General features: G+C 67.9%; 12 protein-coding genes. 8 read left to right on the forward strand and 4 right to left on the reverse strand.

The window, feature by feature from the left end:
- Nucleotides 1–345 (forward strand): hypothetical protein, encoded by a 345-nt coding sequence (locus ACZK2R_RS02175; protein ID WP_180837548.1) that lies wholly within the window; start codon nt 1–3, stop codon nt 343–345.
- A 39-nt stretch (nt 346–384) separates the two neighbouring features.
- On the opposite strand, the gene ACZK2R_RS02180 is transcribed toward ACZK2R_RS02175, so the two are convergent.
- Nucleotides 385–999 (reverse strand): hypothetical protein, encoded by a 615-nt coding sequence (locus ACZK2R_RS02180; protein WP_032128761.1) that lies wholly within the window; start codon nt 997–999, stop codon nt 385–387.
- A 309-nt stretch (nt 1,000–1,308) separates the two neighbouring features.
- Between ACZK2R_RS02180 and ACZK2R_RS02185 the strand changes: the two genes are divergently transcribed.
- Entirely contained in the window at nt 1,309–2,238 is a 930-nt protein-coding gene (locus ACZK2R_RS02185) for an oxygenase MpaB family protein (protein ID WP_180837549.1), read from the forward strand.
- Nucleotides 2,239–2,349: 111 nt separating this feature from the next.
- On the opposite strand, the gene ACZK2R_RS02190 is transcribed toward ACZK2R_RS02185, so the two are convergent.
- Nucleotides 2,350–2,937, reverse strand: a complete 588-nt coding sequence (locus ACZK2R_RS02190) for a TetR/AcrR family transcriptional regulator (RefSeq protein WP_180837550.1) — start codon at nt 2,935–2,937, stop codon at nt 2,350–2,352.
- A gap of 133 nt (nt 2,938–3,070) precedes the next feature.
- Here ACZK2R_RS02190 and ACZK2R_RS02195 point away from each other — a divergent pair, with 133 nt between their 5' ends.
- Together ACZK2R_RS02195 and ACZK2R_RS02200 are read left to right on the forward strand one after the other, a co-directional pair.
- The gene (locus ACZK2R_RS02195; protein ID WP_180837551.1) at nt 3,071–4,285 is read left to right on the forward strand and encodes an MFS transporter; all 1,215 of its coding nucleotides are present in this window, start codon (nt 3,071–3,073) and stop codon (nt 4,283–4,285) included.
- The gene (locus tag ACZK2R_RS02200; RefSeq protein ID WP_180837552.1) at nt 4,282–5,454 is read left to right on the forward strand and encodes an MFS transporter; all 1,173 of its coding nucleotides are present in this window, start codon (nt 4,282–4,284) and stop codon (nt 5,452–5,454) included. Before ACZK2R_RS02195 ends, ACZK2R_RS02200 begins: the two co-directional genes overlap by 4 nt.
- A gap of 207 nt (nt 5,455–5,661) precedes the next feature.
- Here ACZK2R_RS02200 and ACZK2R_RS02205 read toward each other — a convergent pair whose 3' ends face one another.
- Complete coding sequence (locus ACZK2R_RS02205; protein WP_180837553.1) at nt 5,662–7,773, reverse strand: M13 family metallopeptidase; 2,112 nt, start codon at nt 7,771–7,773, stop codon at nt 5,662–5,664.
- Between the two features lie 176 nt (nt 7,774–7,949).
- On the opposite strand from ACZK2R_RS02205, the gene ACZK2R_RS02210 reads away from it, so the two are divergent.
- On the forward strand, nt 7,950–11,012 hold the full coding sequence (locus tag ACZK2R_RS02210) for a bifunctional diguanylate cyclase/phosphodiesterase (RefSeq protein WP_180837597.1): 3,063 nt from the start codon (nt 7,950–7,952) through the stop codon (nt 11,010–11,012).
- Nucleotides 11,013–11,107: 95 nt separating this feature from the next.
- Here the strand turns inward: ACZK2R_RS02210 and ACZK2R_RS02215 are convergent, their stop codons facing one another.
- Nucleotides 11,108–11,989 (reverse strand): LysR family transcriptional regulator, encoded by an 882-nt coding sequence (locus tag ACZK2R_RS02215; protein ID WP_346485184.1) that lies wholly within the window; start codon nt 11,987–11,989, stop codon nt 11,108–11,110.
- A gap of 96 nt (nt 11,990–12,085) precedes the next feature.
- Here ACZK2R_RS02215 and ACZK2R_RS02220 point away from each other — a divergent pair, with 96 nt between their 5' ends.
- From ACZK2R_RS02220 to ACZK2R_RS02230, 3 genes are all read left to right on the forward strand, one after another.
- Complete coding sequence (locus tag ACZK2R_RS02220; RefSeq protein WP_049424804.1) at nt 12,086–12,496, forward strand: DoxX family protein; 411 nt, start codon at nt 12,086–12,088, stop codon at nt 12,494–12,496.
- Nucleotides 12,497–12,527: 31 nt separating this feature from the next.
- Entirely contained in the window at nt 12,528–13,316 is a 789-nt protein-coding gene (locus ACZK2R_RS02225; protein ID WP_478487737.1) for a dioxygenase family protein, read from the forward strand.
- Between the two features lie 117 nt (nt 13,317–13,433).
- Nucleotides 13,434–15,083, forward strand: coding sequence for a Na+/H+ antiporter (locus ACZK2R_RS02230; RefSeq protein ID WP_032128751.1), 1,650 nt, complete (start codon nt 13,434–13,436; stop codon nt 15,081–15,083).
- The last annotated feature ends 56 nt before the right edge of the window (nt 15,084–15,139 follow it).

Consider the following 15,139-nt stretch of genomic DNA (forward strand, 5'->3'; position numbering starts at 1 on the left):
ATGCGCCTGTTCCTGTTTGCCTGCGTTGCTGCGCTGTCGTTGGCCGGCTGCGAGAAGTCCAGCGAAACCTCGATCACCCGTACCAATGCCAACGGCGTGGACACGCTGTACAGCAAACGCACCGTGGTCGATGGCGAGGCGCGGTTCCAGTGCATCGCCAGCAGCAGTGGCCACTGCCACTACGTGGTGCTGGACCCTGCATGCAGCAGCGGGGCCGCGTGTGCCACGCCGCCGTTGCGTCGGTTCGCGGTGGCGGTGGGAAAGACCGAGACGATGCGTGACCTGCCCAGGGGCTTCCACCAATGCGTCAGCCAGGACCCGATAGAACAATGCCACCGTGAGTGATCACGGTGGCATTGTGGGCCCCCCCGCTTCCCTGAAGGATCAGTAGGCAGGTTGCAGTGTCAGGTCGTGGTGGTGCTCGTTCTCACCCACATGGTTCAGGCGGCCGACCAGTTCTGAGTGCTGCTTCATGCGCCCGATCTCGGTCATGATGCGGATGTCCTCATGGCGCAGCTCGCGCTTGGCGGTGACGGCCTGCTTGTAGTCCAGCACTTCCGGGTAGTGCTCGGCCAGGTCCAGTGCCTCGGCCACGTTCTCGACGCTGTCGGCCTTGGAGCTGATGCGGGCGCGGCTGTTGAAGGCCTTCATCCAACGCTCGAAACCGGCGGTGCGGTCGAACATGTTGGCCATGAACCAGATCACGAACAGGATCGAGATCCATGAGCCGAACACCACGACCACGCGGGTGAAGGTGATGTGGTAATCGTCGCGCCACAGGTAGTTGGTGATCAGCCCGAGGATCAGCAGCGAGGCCGCCTGCCAGCCGACGATCGAGGCGATCAGCCATTGGCACTTGGCCTGGGCCAGCACAGCCACTTCATCGCGGATCTGCTGCTCGCTGAGGCTGCGCCAGTGCGCGACCTGTTTTTCGAACGGGCTGCTGTAGAGCTCGTTGTCGCGAAGCAGTAGTCCCAAACCCTTGAACAAAGCAATCATGGCTGGCTCCTTGTGGAACGTGCGTCGATCAGCGTTGGACGGTGTGGCGGGTTCAGTTCTAGCACTTCCAGCGAGCCGTGCAATGGGCGCAATGCCTAGCGGCGTAAGGGTTTTGTCTGAATGGGTGAATGTTGCTGCATCGCAACATCATGGTCGCAGCCTGCGACAGGATGTCGCAGGGTGAAACGTGCTGCGGCTGCACATGAAACCGTGGCTGAGCGCGGAGGCTCGCCGTCGGCGTCGTGATCGCCCAGAATCGGGGCCGACCGCGCAACCTGCGGCCGCTCTTCCGCCTTTCCTGGACCTGTGATGCCGGCTCTGCTGCAGCGACTTTCCCGCCCCGTGACCGCGCCTATCCGGCGCTGGGTACTGGAGGCCTTCCCGCGTGGCCAGAGCGGCATCGATTACGACCACCCGCTGGGAGACCCGGGCTGGTTCGGCCCCGACAGCGTCACCTGGCGCCTGCATGCGGAATTCCCCTCGATGCTGGCCGGTGGCCTGTGTGCGCTGATGCTGCAGACCCTGCACCCGCGCGCGCTGGCCGGCGTCTACGACCACTCCAATTTCCGCCAGGACCTGGTGGGACGCCTGCGCCGCACCACCGCCTTCGTTGCCGGCACCAGCTATGCGCCCCGCGGCGAGGTGGAGGCGCTTGTGGCCAAGGTACGCCGCATCCATGCGCAGATCCGCGGCCAGACCGCGCAGGGGGAGCCCTATGCGGCGGACGATCCGCAGCTGCTGACCTGGGTGCACGTGACCGAAGCCTTCGGTTTCCTGCAGGGCTTCCGTCGTTACGGGCGCGAGGTGCCTGCGCACATCGCCGATCGCTACTACGACGAGTATCGCTGCGTGGCCGAAGCACTGGGTGCGGTGGATGTACCGCGCAGCGAAGCGGAAGTGGCGGCGTACTTCTGCGCGCGGCAGCCGGAACTGCGCGTCGACGAACGCTCGCGCGAAGTGCTGGAGGTGTTGTCCGGCGTGCGCCTGCCGGTACCGGTGCCGGGTCTGTCGCGCGAAGTGTTCCTCGGCGCCGGTGCGGCGCTGCTGCCGGATTGGGCCGAGGGCATGCTGGAACGCAATGCGCGCCAGCGCGCACAGGCTGCAGCGTCGGCGAAGCTGATGCAGGGCATGGCGCCGCTGTTCCGCCGCGCGCTGCCCGATGGCCTCGCCAGCCGCGCCTGCACGCGCGTGGGCGTGCCGGTGGATGTACTGCGCGAGTGGCCCACCGTTCCCCGGTAGGTGCCAACCTTGGTTGGCACGCGTTTCGCGCGGTGTCGCAGAAGCGCCAACCAAGGTTGGCCTCTACCAGAGCGGATTCCGCAGTAGATCCACGCCATGCGTGGATGGGCGTTACCCGGCCGACTTCAACCCACGCAACAGCATCTCCAGCGCCGCCGTCGCCTGCTGCAGGCGCGCGTCGCCATCCTCGCCCTCGGCGATCCAGAACGCGGCCTCGGCCAGGCTGCCGTAGATCAGCGACGCCATCGCCTGCGCATCCACCGGCGCCACCGCACCCTCGGCAATCAGCTGCTCGATCAGGCGCTGCATCGAGTTCACGCAGTGCCGCTGCGATTCCGGTGAGGCGCCACCGAGTACCGCGCGCGCATCGCGCAGCACGATGCGCTGGATCTCCGGCTCCAGTGCCATCTCCAGATAGGCGCGGCAACGCTGCACGAAGCCGTCCCAGGCATCATCCGCGCCATCGCTGATCGCCTGCAGGCGCAGGTCGGTCTCGGCATCGAGCTGGGCGACGACAGCCGCCAGCAGACCCTTCTTGTCGCCGAAGTGGTGGTACAGCGCGCCGCGGGTCAGCCCGGCCTGGGCGGTCAGGTCGTCCATCGAGGTGGCGGCATAGCCATGCGCGCTGAACACCCGGCGGGCGGTGGTCAGCAGGGTGGCGCGGGTTTCTTCCATCTCGGCGCGGGTGCGACGAACCATCCGGAGCTCCTTACATACACAGTGCATGATTATTTACATACGGCACGTATGAATGTAGCCTCTTATTCATACGCTCTGTATGTATTGTCGTGGCGCTCGGTGCGCCAGGCAAGTCGCTGCCCTGGAGATCCTGATGGCCACCCCCTATCGCGACCTGTTCGCTGCCCCCGGCACCGCCGGCCTCGCCCTGGCCGGGCTGCTGGCACGCCTTCCTCTACCGATGACCGGTATCGGCATCATCACCCTGCTGTCCCAGCTGCGCGGCAGCTATGCACTGGCCGGTGCGGTGTCGGCCACCTTCGTGCTGACCTACGCGTTGCTGTCGCCGCAGGTATCGCGCTGGGTCGACCGGCGCGGGCAGGGCAGGGTGCTGCCGTGGGCCACCGCGGCCAGTGCGGCGGGGTTGCTGTTGCTGCTTGCGTGCACGCTGCTGGCCGCGCCGGACTGGACGCTGTTCATTGCGGCGATGCTGGCCGGTTGCATGCCCAGCGTGTCGGCGATGGTGCGCGCGCGCTGGACCGCGATCCATCACGGGCGCCCGCAGCTGCAGACCGCGTATTCGCTGGAGACCGTGTTCGACGAGGTGACCTTCATCGCCGGGCCACCGTTGTCCGTCGGGTTGTCGGTGGCGGTATGGCCGCAGGCCGGCGTGCTGGCCGCCGCCCTGCTGCTGGTGCTCGGGGTGACCGCACTGGTTCTGCAACGCGGTACCGAACCACCGCTGCAGCGCTGCGAAGGCGCAACACCCTCGCGCTCGCTGCTGCGGCAAGCGGAGATCCGCCTGCTGGCGTTGCTGATGCTGGCGATGGGTGTGATTGTCGGTACCGTCGACATCACCAGCGTGGCCTTCGCCGAACAGCGCGGGCAGCCACTGGCTGCCAGTTGGGTGCTGTCGGCCTATGCGCTGGGCAGCTGCGCGGCGGGCCTGCTGTTTGGTGCGCAGAAGCTGCAGATCCCGTTGCCGCGCCTGTTGCTGACCGGAGCAGCGGCCACTGCATTGGCCACGCTACCGCTGCTGTGGGTCGGCAGCCTGCCTGCCCTGGCCGTTGCCGTGCTGCTGGCCGGGGTGTTCTTCGCGCCGACGATGATCGTTGCGATGTCGCTGGTCGAACAGTACGTGCCCGAATCGCGCCTGACCGAAGGCATGACCTGGTTGCTGGCCGGATTGAACATCGGCGTGGCGCTGGGCGCGGCACTGTCCGGGCAGGGTGTCGATGCGGGGGGCGTGCGCAGCGGTTTTGCTGTTGCGCTGGTGGCAGGCGGTGGCGTGCTGCTGTTCGCCGTGCTCGCGCAACGTGCACTGCGCCCGTCTGCCTCGACCACATCCCCTGAAGGAATCGTCCCGTGAGCGCTTCATCGCCTGCGCACGCCGCGACTGTGCCTCGTCATCCGTGGTGGTCGGTTTCCGCCGTCGGCCTCGCCACGTTCTCGGTGGTCACCACCGAAATGCTGCCGGTCGGCCTGCTGACCCCGATCGCCGAAGATCTCGGCGCGTCCACCGGCACCGCCGGCCTGATGATCTCGCTGCCGGCCCTGCTGGCGGCAGTGTTCGCACCGCTGGTGGTGATCGCAGCCGGTGGCATTGATCGCCGTCGCATCCTGTGCGCGCTGCTTGCGCTCCTGCTGGTCGCCAACCTCGCGTCGGCGCTGGCACCGGGCATCGGCTGGCTGTTGGCCGCACGGGTGCTGGTGGGGTTCTGCATGGGCGGCATCTGGGCCATCGCCGGCGGTCTGGCTGCGCGCCTGGTGCCGGCTGACCGCATCGGCCTGGCTACCTCGATCATCTTCGGCGGCGTGGCCGCAGCGTCGGTGCTGGGCGTTCCGTTGGGCGCGCTGATCGGGGATGCATTGGGTTGGCGCAGCGCCTTTGCAGCGATGGCGTTGTTCAGTGCGGCGGTGATGCTGCTGCATCTGCGGGTGGTTCCTGCGTTACCTGTAAGTACATCGGTGCGGCTGCGGCAGTTCGTGCAGCAGCTTGGCCAGCGCGACCTGCGGCGTGGCCTGTGGCTGACCGTGCTGCTGGTGTCCGGGCACTTCATCGCCTTCACCTACGTGCGGCCGCTGCTGACGTCCGTCTCGGGCGTGGAGGCGTCGTGGATCGGTGCACTGTTGTTTGCCTACGGCCTGGCCGGCATCGCCGGCAACTTCATTGCCGGGCCGCTGGCAGCGCGCCATCCGCGCGGTACGTTGCTGGCGATCGCATCGGGCCTGCTGCTGACGCCGCTGCTGTTGCTGTGGCTGGGGGGCACGCCGAGCGGTGGCATTGCGGTGCTGCTGCTATGGGGCCTGGCCTATGGCGGCGTATCGGTGGGCCTGATGAGCTGGATGATGAAGGCGCTGCCGCAGGCCGTGGAGATCGCCACCGCGCTGTACGTTGGTGTGTTCAATGTGGGCATCGCGCTCGGGGCGTGGGGCGGTGGCCGGCTGCTGGATGGCATGGGCCTGCATGCGAATCTGTGGGTTGCCGCGGTGTTGGCTGCGAGCGCTCTGCTGATGGTTGCCACCACCCGCCGGTAGATCCACTCCATGCGTGGATTCCTACCCCGTGCCGACCAAGGTCGGCACCCACCAGAGCCGGGACATGTGCCGACCAAGGTTGGCACCCATCAGAGCGGGGTATTTGCCAACCAAGGTTGGCAGCTACCAGGGCGGGGCATGTGCCAACCAAGGTTGGCAGCTACCGGGAAATGAAACGGGCGCCTTTCGGCGCCCGTTCCGGTTACATCACCACACCTTGACCCGCTTGTCCGGGGCCAGGTACAGCTTCTGGCCTTCCTTCACTTCGAACGCCGGGTACCAGGCGTCGATGTTGCGCACGGTGAGTGCGCGGAACTGGCCCGGTGCATGCACATCGGTCAGCAGCGAGTTGCGCAGCGCCTGCTCGCGGCTCTTGCTGCGCCACGCCTGGGCGAAGCCGAGGAAGAAGCGCTGGTCGGGGGTGAAGCCTTCCAGGGTCTGGCCCGGCTTGCCCTGCAGCGACAGCTGGTAGGCATCGTAGGCGGTACCCAGGCCAGCCACGTCGGCGATGTTCTCGCCCAGGGTCAGCTTGCCGTTCACATGCACGCCCGGGAACGGCTCGTAGCTGCTGAACTGTGCGGCCAGCGCATCACCAGCGGCGTTGAACTGCTTCAGGTCTTCAGCGGTCCACCAGTTGTGCAGCTTGCCGGTCTCGTCGAACAGCGCACCGGCGTTGTCGAAGCCGTGGCTGATCTCGTGGCCGATCACTGCGCCGATGGCGCCGTAGTTCACCGCGTCGTCGGCAGCACCGTCGAAGAACGGCGGCTGCAGGATCGCGGCCGGGAACACCAGGCGGTTCTCCAGCGGCACGTTCATCGCGTTGATGGTCTGCGGCAGCATCGCCCACTCGCTGTGGTCGACCGCCTTGCCCAGCTTGGCGATGTTGCGCTGGTACTCGAACAGTTCGGCGCGCTGCGCATTGCCCAGCGCGTCATCACGGCGGATCTCCAGGCCGGTGTAATCACGCCACTTTTCCGGGTAACCCATGCCCACGGTCAGGCCGGCCACCTTGGCCTTGGCGCTGGCCTTGGTCTGCGGCGACATCCACGCGAGCGCGTCGATGCGCTTGGCGAAGGCGGCGATGATGTTCTTCGCCATCTCGTCCGCGCGTTCCTTGGTCTTGGCGTCGAAGTGCTTCTCGACGTAACGCTTGCCGATCGCTTCGCCGATGGCATGGTTGGCGTCGTCCACTGCACGCTTCCAGCGGTCGCTCTGCTGCGGGGTGCCGCTCAGCGCGGTGCCATGGAAGGCGAAGCGGGCATCGGCGAACTTCTTCGGCAGGTAGGCAGCGGCGCGGTCCAGCGCGTGGAAGGCCAGGTAATCCTTCCAGACATCCAGCGGCTCGGTGGCGACCAGCTTGGACAGGCCGGCCACGGCCTTGGGTTGCCAGACGATGAAGTCCTGCTGCTTGCCCAGCGCAGCCGCGTCGAGGAAGGCGTTCCAGTCCATGCCCGGTGCCTTGGCATTGAAGTCGGCCTGGGTCCAGGGGTTGGCACCCTTGGTCACGTCGTTGGTTTCTTCCTGGGTGGCGTGTGCCTGCGCGATCTTGGTCTCCAGCGCGAGGATGCGCTGCGCCTTGCCGGCCGGGTCGGCAACGCCGGCCAGCTGCAGCATCTGTGCGATGTAGGCCTGGTACTGCTTGCGCAGTTCGGCCATGCGGCCACCCCCCAGATAGAAATCGCGGTCGGGCATGCCCAGGCCGCCCTGCACCAGGTAGGGTGCGTTGCGGTCCGGCTGCAGCAGGTCCACCGACACCCACAGGCCGAACAGGCGGTCGGTGTAGAAGTTGGTCGCATTGAGCAGGTCGACGTCGGCGCGCATCTCGCCGCCCAGGGCTCGGGCCAACCCGGCCTTGTCGGCGATCGCATCGATGGCCTTCAGCTGCGGCTGCACCGGCGCGATGCCGTGCTGCTCGATGCCGGCTTCGTCCATGTAGGCGGCGTAGTAGTCGCCGATCAGCTTGTCGTCACCGCTGGCCTGGGTGTTGCCGGCGGCGCCTTCGAGAATGGCGCGGGTGTCGGCCAGGGTCTTCTCGGCGATGACGTTGAAGCTGCCGAAGCGCGAGCGGTCGGCCGGGATCTCGGTGTTCTTCACCCAGGTGCCGTTGGCGAAGCCGAAGAAATCATCGCCGGCGTTGATGCTGCGGTCCATGCCGCTGGCATCGAAGCCGAAGCTGCCCAGCATCGGCTTGGCGGCCGCAGGTGCGGCATCGGCAGGCGCGGCGGTGCCGGCAGCCGGATCGGCCGGGCGGTCGCAGGCGGCCAGGGACAGGCTGGCAACGATGGCCAGTGCCAGGGTGGGACGGCGCAGCTTGGACATGGACTTCTCTTGCAGCGGAAAACCCCAAGTCTAATCCGCTCCGCCCCGGCTGGCCCTCCCGTAGTGCCGCCCGCCCTGTGCGGGATCTGGCTGAACGCGCGGAAGCGATCTTCACGCCGTCACCGGTGTGGTGCATGCTGGCCTCAGGAGCCCTGCGCGGACACGGGGAGGTGGCCATGCAGGGGCGGGTCAGGCGTCAAGAATGGCGTCCGCCGGCCGTTGAGGTCGGGGATGTGGAGGATTCGTTCGCGCATGAAGCCAGCCGACTGCACAAGGAAGACCAACCGATGCCCGCGCTGAAACGGGCGTTGGCCCGGCCGCTGCGCGCCATTACCTGGGGCGGGGTGTTGCTGGGCATTCTGCTGGTGGCCGGGTTGACCACCATGTTGGCCAACGACCATCACCGCCGGCTGGAGGCCGCACAGCGCCAGAGCCGTGCACTGGCGGTGGGCAGCGAGCGCCTGCTGGCGCTGGAGCTGCGCAACCTGGAGCGGGCGATGTCCGGCATCGCCGCCGATGCCGTTGAAGTGTTCCGCAGCGTGCCCGCGCAGGCGCCGGCGCTGCTTGATGCCTCCATCGGCGGCGTGCTGCGCCGGCATGCCGAGCTGCACAGCATCGTGGTGCTGGACAGCTATGGCCGCGCCCTGACGGCCGGCAAAGGTGACCTGAACCTGCCGCTGTGGACCGATCCGCAACGCCGTGGCCAGGGCAGCGCGCTGTACATCGGCCCGCCGCAGCGTGCCAGCGACGACGGCTGGGTGGTGCCGCTGGCGCTGCCGATGGCCGGCGACCGCTGGCTGCTGGCACGGCTGCGCTGCGGCGAACTGCAGCGCATCATCGGTGGCCTCGATGTCGGTCCGAACGGACTGGTCTCGATCAGCGATGCCGAAGGTTACATGCTGGCCCGCGTGCCGGACCCGCATGGTACGGTCGGCCGTCGCTACGACCTGCCGCGCCGCGATCTGCTCGGCAAGCAGGCGGTGGTCGAGCTGGGCAGCCTGCCGGGCGCGGTGGATGGCGTGCCCCGCATCATCACCATCAGCACGCTGGAGCGCAGCCCGCTGGCGGTGCAGGTCGGGTTGGCCGATGAGGACGTGCTGGCACCCTGGTGGCCCTACCTGCAGGCGTCAGTAGCGATCGTGCTGGCCTACGTCGGGGTGCTGCTGGTCCTGCTGTACGCGGTGCGCCGCAGCACCCGCCGCCAGCAGTCGATGGCGGAGGAACTGAAGACCGGGCATGCCGAACTGCGCCTGGCCCACCAGGTCGGGCGCGTCTGCACCTGGTACGTGGACGAGGATGCCGCACTGTTGCGCTGGTCACCGCTGGCGCGTGAAATCTTCGGCGTGCAGACCGATGCGCTGCCGGTGGCCGATTTCTTCGCGCGCGTGCATCGTGATGATGCGGCGCGCCTGCAGCAGGCCTTCGACCAGGCCTTCGCCGGTGGCGCGGTGCTCGACCAGGTGTTCCGCCTGGTACTGCCCGGAGGCGCAGTGCGCTGGGTGGGCGCACGCGGGCAGCGGGTGGAGGTGGCCGACAGCGAGCGCCGCATGATCGGTGCCCTGACCGACCTGAGCGAACGCTACCAGGCCCGCGAGCAGATGAGCGAAGTGGAACGCCGCTTCCGCCTGTTGTTCGACCGCAATCCAGCACCGTTCTGGGTGTTCGATCCGGATACGCTGCGCTTCATCGAGGTCAACGATGCCGCCGTGCGCCAGTACGGCTACAGCCGCGAGGAATTCCTGGCGATGAGCATCCTCGACATCCGCCCGCGCGAAGGCTGGGACGAGGTGAAGGGTGCGATCGCCAAGGCCCGTGTCGGCGAGCTGCAGGATGCCACCGTGCGCCTGCACCGGCGCAAGGACGGCAGTGTGTTCGAAGTGCGCGCACACCTGTCCAGGCTCGATTTCGATGGCCAGCCCGCCTGCCTGGTGCTGGCCGAGGATGTGAGCGAACGGCTGGCCTACGAGCGCGACCTGGCCTACCAGGCGCGGCACAACCCGGCCACCGGCCTGCTCAACGTGCGCGCGCTGACCGAACAGCTGGACGAGCACGATGCGGGCTACACCATTGCGTTCGTGCAGTTGCGCGGCCTGCAGCTGGTGGCCGACACGCTGGGCCGCGAGATCGGCGATGCGGTGCTGCAGTCGATGGCGACCCGGCTTGGTGGCCTGGGCGCGCGCTGCGGCACGCTGGCGTTCCAGCCGGCGGAGGACTTCGTGTTCGCCATCGGTGCCGAGCACGATACCCAGCGCGTGCTGGACGACCTGCTGCAGATCGTGTCGGCGCCGATGCGCGGCAAGGATTCGCTGCACCAGTTCGAGCCGCGCATCGGCGTGGCCGTGCACATTGCCGGCGACGGCCACAGCGCCGAGCAGGTGATCGGCATGGCCGCACAGGCCGCGCATGCCGCGCGCGCCGAAGGCAATGTGGTGGTCTGGTTCGACGCGGCGGTGACCACGCGGTTGGCCGATCGCCTGCGCCTGGCCGGACGCATCCACGCCGCCATCGACAACGAGTTCCAGCTGTATTTCCAGCCGATCCGGCACGCCAGCGATGGCAGTCCGGCCGCGCTGGAGGCCCTGCTGCGCTGGCCGCAGGCCGATGGCAGCTTCATCCCGCCCAACGAGTTCATCCAGCTGTGTGAGGACACCGGGCTGATCCTGGCACTGGGGCGCTGGGTGATCCGTGCGGCGGCGAAGGCGCAGCGCCGGCTGGTCGAGGCCGGTTGGGGCGAGCTGCCGATCGCGGTCAATGTATCGGCGGTGCAGTTCTTCAACAGCGATCTGGTGGCCGAGTTCACCCGCGCGCAGCAGGAGTTCGGCCTGGCCCGCGGCGCGCTGCACGTGGAGCTGACCGAGAGCAGCCTGATGCGCAAGCCGGCGCAGGCGATGCAGACCATGCAACGCCTGCACGAGCAGGGCATCAGCGTGTCGCTGGATGACTTCGGTACCGGCTATTCCAGCATGTCCTACCTGCAGCACCTGCCATTGGACATCCTGAAGATCGACCGCAGCTTCGTCGCCGACGTGGAAACCAATCCGCGCAATGCCTCGATCTGCCGCGCGCTGCTGTCGCTGGGCCACAGCATGGGGCTGACCATCATCGCCGAAGGCGTGGAGACGCCCGGACAGCTGGACTGGCTGGCTGCGCACGGCTGCGACCAGGTGCAGGGTTACCTGCTTGGGCGGCCGGCGCCGCTGGAACGGATCATCGAGGCGCTGGATGAGGTTGCCGCCTAAGTGGTAGTGCCGGCCGCTGGCCGGCATTCGCCCAGGACCGGGATGTGTCTGATTGCCGGCCAGCGGCCGGCACTACCGGCAAACGCCAGATTCGGCTACACCCCGGCCTCCACCAGATGGTCGATGAAACTGCGTACCTTCGGTGCCAGGTGGCTGCGGCTGGTATAGACCGCGAAGATGCCGATCGGCGAGGCCTCCCACTCGGGCAGAACGCGCACCAGGCGGCCATCGGCCAGTGCGTCTTCCAGCAGGAAATCCGGTTGCAGGATCACGCCCATGCCGGCGATTGCTGCTTCGCGCAGCACGTCGCCGTTGTTGGCGTGCAGCAGGCTGCTCACCGCCACCTTCACTTCGCCGCCGGGCCCCTGCAGCGGCCAGTTGTTGCCGGCGGCCCAGTAGCTGTAGCTCAGGCACGCGTGTGCCTGCAGGTCCTGCGGCGTCTGTGGGGTGCCGCGTGCGGCCAGGTAGGACGGCGCGGCGCACAGGCTCACCCGCGATTCGCCCAGACGTCGCGCGATCAACGTCGGCCCCGGCTCGCGGGTGATGCGGATGGCGACGTCGTAGCCTTCCTCGACCATGTCCACCAGCCGGTCGGACAGGGCCAGGTCCAGTTCCACCTGCGGGAAGCGTTCGCGGTAGCTGGCCAGCAGCGGGCCGAGGCGGGCGATGCCCCAACTGACCGGTGCGTTGATGCGCAGCGTGCCGGAGGGCTCCAGCGCCTGCGCGCCGATGCTGGCCTCCAGCGCGTCGAACTCGGCCAGCAGGCGCACGCACTGGGCGTAGTAGGCGGCACCGGCACTGGTCGGGCTGACCCGGCGCGTGGTGCGGTGGAGCAGGCGGGTGGACAGGCGCTTTTCCAGCGCGGCGACCTGGCGGGTGACGCCGGCAGTGGACATATCCAGGGCCTGGGCGGCGGCACTGAAGCCGTTGCGCTCGACCACCGCCACGAACACGCGCATCGCCTCGAGGGTGTCCATTGTTGCGCCTTTTGAAATAAATACGGTCAATCCATCGTATTTATTGGTCCACGAAGGCGCAATAACCTGTGCCCACTCCCTTCAAGGTGTTTCCCCATGCACACCACGACCGCTCCTGTTTCGCCGCTGGCCCCGTACGGCGCCACCCTGCTGCGCCTGGCCCTGGGCGTGCTGTTCCTGGTCCATGCGCTGATCAAGCTGCTGGTATTCACCCCGGCCGGCACGGCGGCGTTCTTCGAGTCGCTGGGCCTGCCCGGCGTGCTCGGCTACCTCACCATCGGCGTCGAGCTGGTGATCACCGTCGCGCTCCTGCTGGGCATCTACGCACGCTGGGTGGGCCTGGTCGGTGTGCCGCTGCTGCTGGGCACCATCGTCACCGTGCACGGCGCCAACGGCTTCGGTTTCGCCAATGCCGGCGGCGGCTGGGAATACCCGGCGTTCTGGGCACTGGCGCTGGTAGTGCTGTTCCTGGTCGGCGATGGCAAGTGGACCCTGCGTTCGCGCTGATCGCCGCCTGACCCTGCAACTGGAGAATTCCATGTCCCGCCTGCCTTCGCTGTACATCTCGCATGGTTCGCCGATGACCGCCCTGCATCCGGGCCAGGTTGGCGTGCGCCTGGCCGAGCTGGCGCGCGATCTGCCGACGCCACGCGCCATCGTGATGGCCTCGGCGCACTGGCTGGGCCGGCAGCCGCTGGTCGGCGCGCATCCGCAGCCGCCGACCATCCATGACTTCGGCGGCTTCCCGCGCGCGATGTTTGAACTGCAGTACCCGGCGCCGGGCGATCCGGCGCTGGCCGAAGAGGTGGCCGGCCGCATCACCGCCGCTGGCCTGCCGGTGGCACTCGACCCGCAGCGTGGCCTCGACCACGGTGCCTGGGTGCCGCTGCGGCTGCTGCGCCCGCAGGCCGACATCCCGGTGGTGCCGGTGTCGATCCAGCCGATGCTCGGCCCCGAGCACCAGTTCGCGCTCGGCCGCGCGCTGGCGCCACTGCGCGAGCAGGGCGTGCTGCTGGTCGGCTCGGGCAGCATCACCCACAACCTGCACGACTGGGGCGACTACCAGGACGGCAAGGAAGCGCCGTACGTGCGGCCCTTCATCGAGTGGGTGGAGCAGCGTCTGGCCGCCAATGACCGCCAGGCCCTGTTGGATTACCGCAGGCAGGCGCCATTCGCCGAACGTGCGCACCCGACCGACGAGCACCTGCTGCCGCTGTTCTTCGCGATGGGCGCGGCCGGCGAGGGCGGCTTCGGTGCACGCCGCATCGACGCCGGTATCGATGCCGGCTTCCTCGCCATGGATCTGTACCGCTTCGACGGGGCATGAGCCGGGGCTGACGCGCGGCGGCCCCGGCCGTCGCGGTCATGGCCGCATGTGGTAGTTTTTTCCGGGTTTCCGGCGCTGGCTTGCGAGCCTCCCCGCGCGCCGCTTCCTGGAAGAAGCATGCATACCATTGAAGTCGTCCTGGCGATGCTGGTGGCCGTTGTCGCCAGCGGCTACCTGGTTCGTGTCCTGCCGTTCTCGTTGCCGCTGCCGCTGGTGCAGATCGGCCTGGGTGCGGTCATCGCCGGCGTGTTCAACCGCGGCCACGCGCTGGAGCCGGAGGTGTTCTTCCTGCTGTTCCTGCCGCCGCTGCTGTTCCTGGATGGCTGGCGTATTCCCAAGCAGGGCCTGTTCCGCGACAAGGGCGCGATCCTCGAGCTGGCGTTCGGCCTGGTGGTGTTCACCGTCATCGGCGCTGGCTTCCTCATCCACTGGCTGATTCCGGTGATGCCGCTGGCGGTGTGCTTCGCGCTGGCGGCCATCGTGTCGCCGACCGACCCGGTGGCGGTCGGGGCCATCGCTTCCAAGGCGCCGATTCCCAAGCGCCTGATGCACATCCTTGAGGGCGAGTCGCTGCTGAACGATGCCTCGGGCCTGGTCTGCTTCCGCTTCGCGGTGGCGGCAGTGATGACCGGCACCTTCTCGCTGGCCACGGCCTCGCTGACCTTCGTATGGGTGGCGGTGGCCGGCCTTGCTGTGGGCGTGGCAGTGACGCTGGGTGTGTCCACCTTCCAGCGCTGGCTGTGGCGCCGCTTCGGCGAAGAGCCGGGCGCGGCGATGCTGGTCAACCTGCTCATTCCGTTCGCGGCCTACCTGCTGGCCGAAGAGATCCATGCCTCGGGCATCCTCGCCGCGGTCGCCGCCGGTATCGCGATGAGCTATGTCGAGCTGACCGGACGCGTCTCCGGCAGCATGCGCGTGCAGCGCGCCGGGGTCTGGAACATGCTGCAGTTCAGCTTCAACGGCATCATGTTCGTGCTGCTGGGCGAGCAGCTGCCGGGCATCGTCGAACGCGCCACCACCACCATGAACGAGACCGGCCACCAGAGTGCGTGGTGGCTGCTGGTGTATGTGGTGGTGATCAATCTGGCACTGGTCGTGCTGCGCCTGCTGTGGGTGTGGCTGTCGCTGCGCTGGAACCTGCTGCGCGCGCGCCGTCGCGGCCTGGAGCGGGGCGAGGCGCCGAACTGGCGCATTGTGGTGGCGACCTCGGTGGCCGGCGTGCGCGGTGCGATTACCCTGGCCGGCGTGTTGACCCTGCCGCTGTTCCTGCCCGACGGCAGTGCGTTCCCGGCGCGTGACCTGGTGATCTTCCTGGCCGCGTCGGTGATCCTGTTCTCGCTGCTGGGCGCCAGCATCGCACTGCCGCGGCTGTTGAAAGGCCTGCAGCTGCCGTCCGATTCGGGTGAGCGCAAGGAAGAGGATCTGGCGCGCCGGCTGTCGTCGAAGGCCGCACTGGCCGGGGTCGAGCGCATGCGCCAGCAGATGGTGATGAACCAGAACACCGAGAACGTGCAGCTGTACAACGATGCCGCCTCGCGGGTCAGCCTGCTGTACCAGCGCCACCTGGAGAAGGACAGCGACGGGCCCGACGTGGACCCGGAGAAGGTGCGGCGCATGGAACTGGGTTACCGCCAGCTGCGCAGCGCCGGCCTCAATGCCGAGCGCGAGGAGCTGTTCCGGCTGACCCGGCGCGGGGTGATCTCCGATGAGATCTCGCGACGCCTGATCCGCAACCTGGACCTGCTGGAATCGCGCAAGCGCGAATGACGCCGAATGTAGAGTCGAGCCATGCTCGACTGCTCTTGCCCCAGGCGTCATGAACC

Source organism: Stenotrophomonas sp. 96582_Sma (assembly GCF_056480905.1).

Bases quoted from the DNA above. Each gene is read 5' to 3' on its own strand.
- ACZK2R_RS02175 (WP_180837548.1), top strand. From the start codon at position 1: ATGCGCCTGTTCCTGTTTGCCTGCGTTGCTGCGCTGTCGTTGGCCGGC.
- ACZK2R_RS02180 (WP_032128761.1), bottom strand. From the start codon at position 999: ATGATTGCTTTGTTCAAGGGTTTGGGACTACTGCTTCGCGACAACGAG.
- ACZK2R_RS02185 (WP_180837549.1), top strand. From the start codon at position 1,309: ATGCCGGCTCTGCTGCAGCGACTTTCCCGCCCCGTGACCGCGCCTATC.
- ACZK2R_RS02190 (WP_180837550.1), bottom strand. From the start codon at position 2,937: ATGGTTCGTCGCACCCGCGCCGAGATGGAAGAAACCCGCGCCACCCTG.
- ACZK2R_RS02195 (WP_180837551.1), top strand. From the start codon at position 3,071: ATGGCCACCCCCTATCGCGACCTGTTCGCTGCCCCCGGCACCGCCGGC.
- ACZK2R_RS02205 (WP_180837553.1), bottom strand. From the start codon at position 7,773: ATGTCCAAGCTGCGCCGTCCCACCCTGGCACTGGCCATCGTTGCCAGC.
- ACZK2R_RS02210 (WP_180837597.1), top strand. From the start codon at position 7,950: ATGCAGGGGCGGGTCAGGCGTCAAGAATGGCGTCCGCCGGCCGTTGAG.
- ACZK2R_RS02215 (WP_346485184.1), bottom strand. From the start codon at position 11,989: ATGGACACCCTCGAGGCGATGCGCGTGTTCGTGGCGGTGGTCGAGCGC.
- ACZK2R_RS02220 (WP_049424804.1), top strand. From the start codon at position 12,086: ATGCACACCACGACCGCTCCTGTTTCGCCGCTGGCCCCGTACGGCGCC.
- ACZK2R_RS02225 (WP_478487737.1), top strand. From the start codon at position 12,528: ATGTCCCGCCTGCCTTCGCTGTACATCTCGCATGGTTCGCCGATGACC.
- ACZK2R_RS02230 (WP_032128751.1), top strand. From the start codon at position 13,434: ATGCATACCATTGAAGTCGTCCTGGCGATGCTGGTGGCCGTTGTCGCC.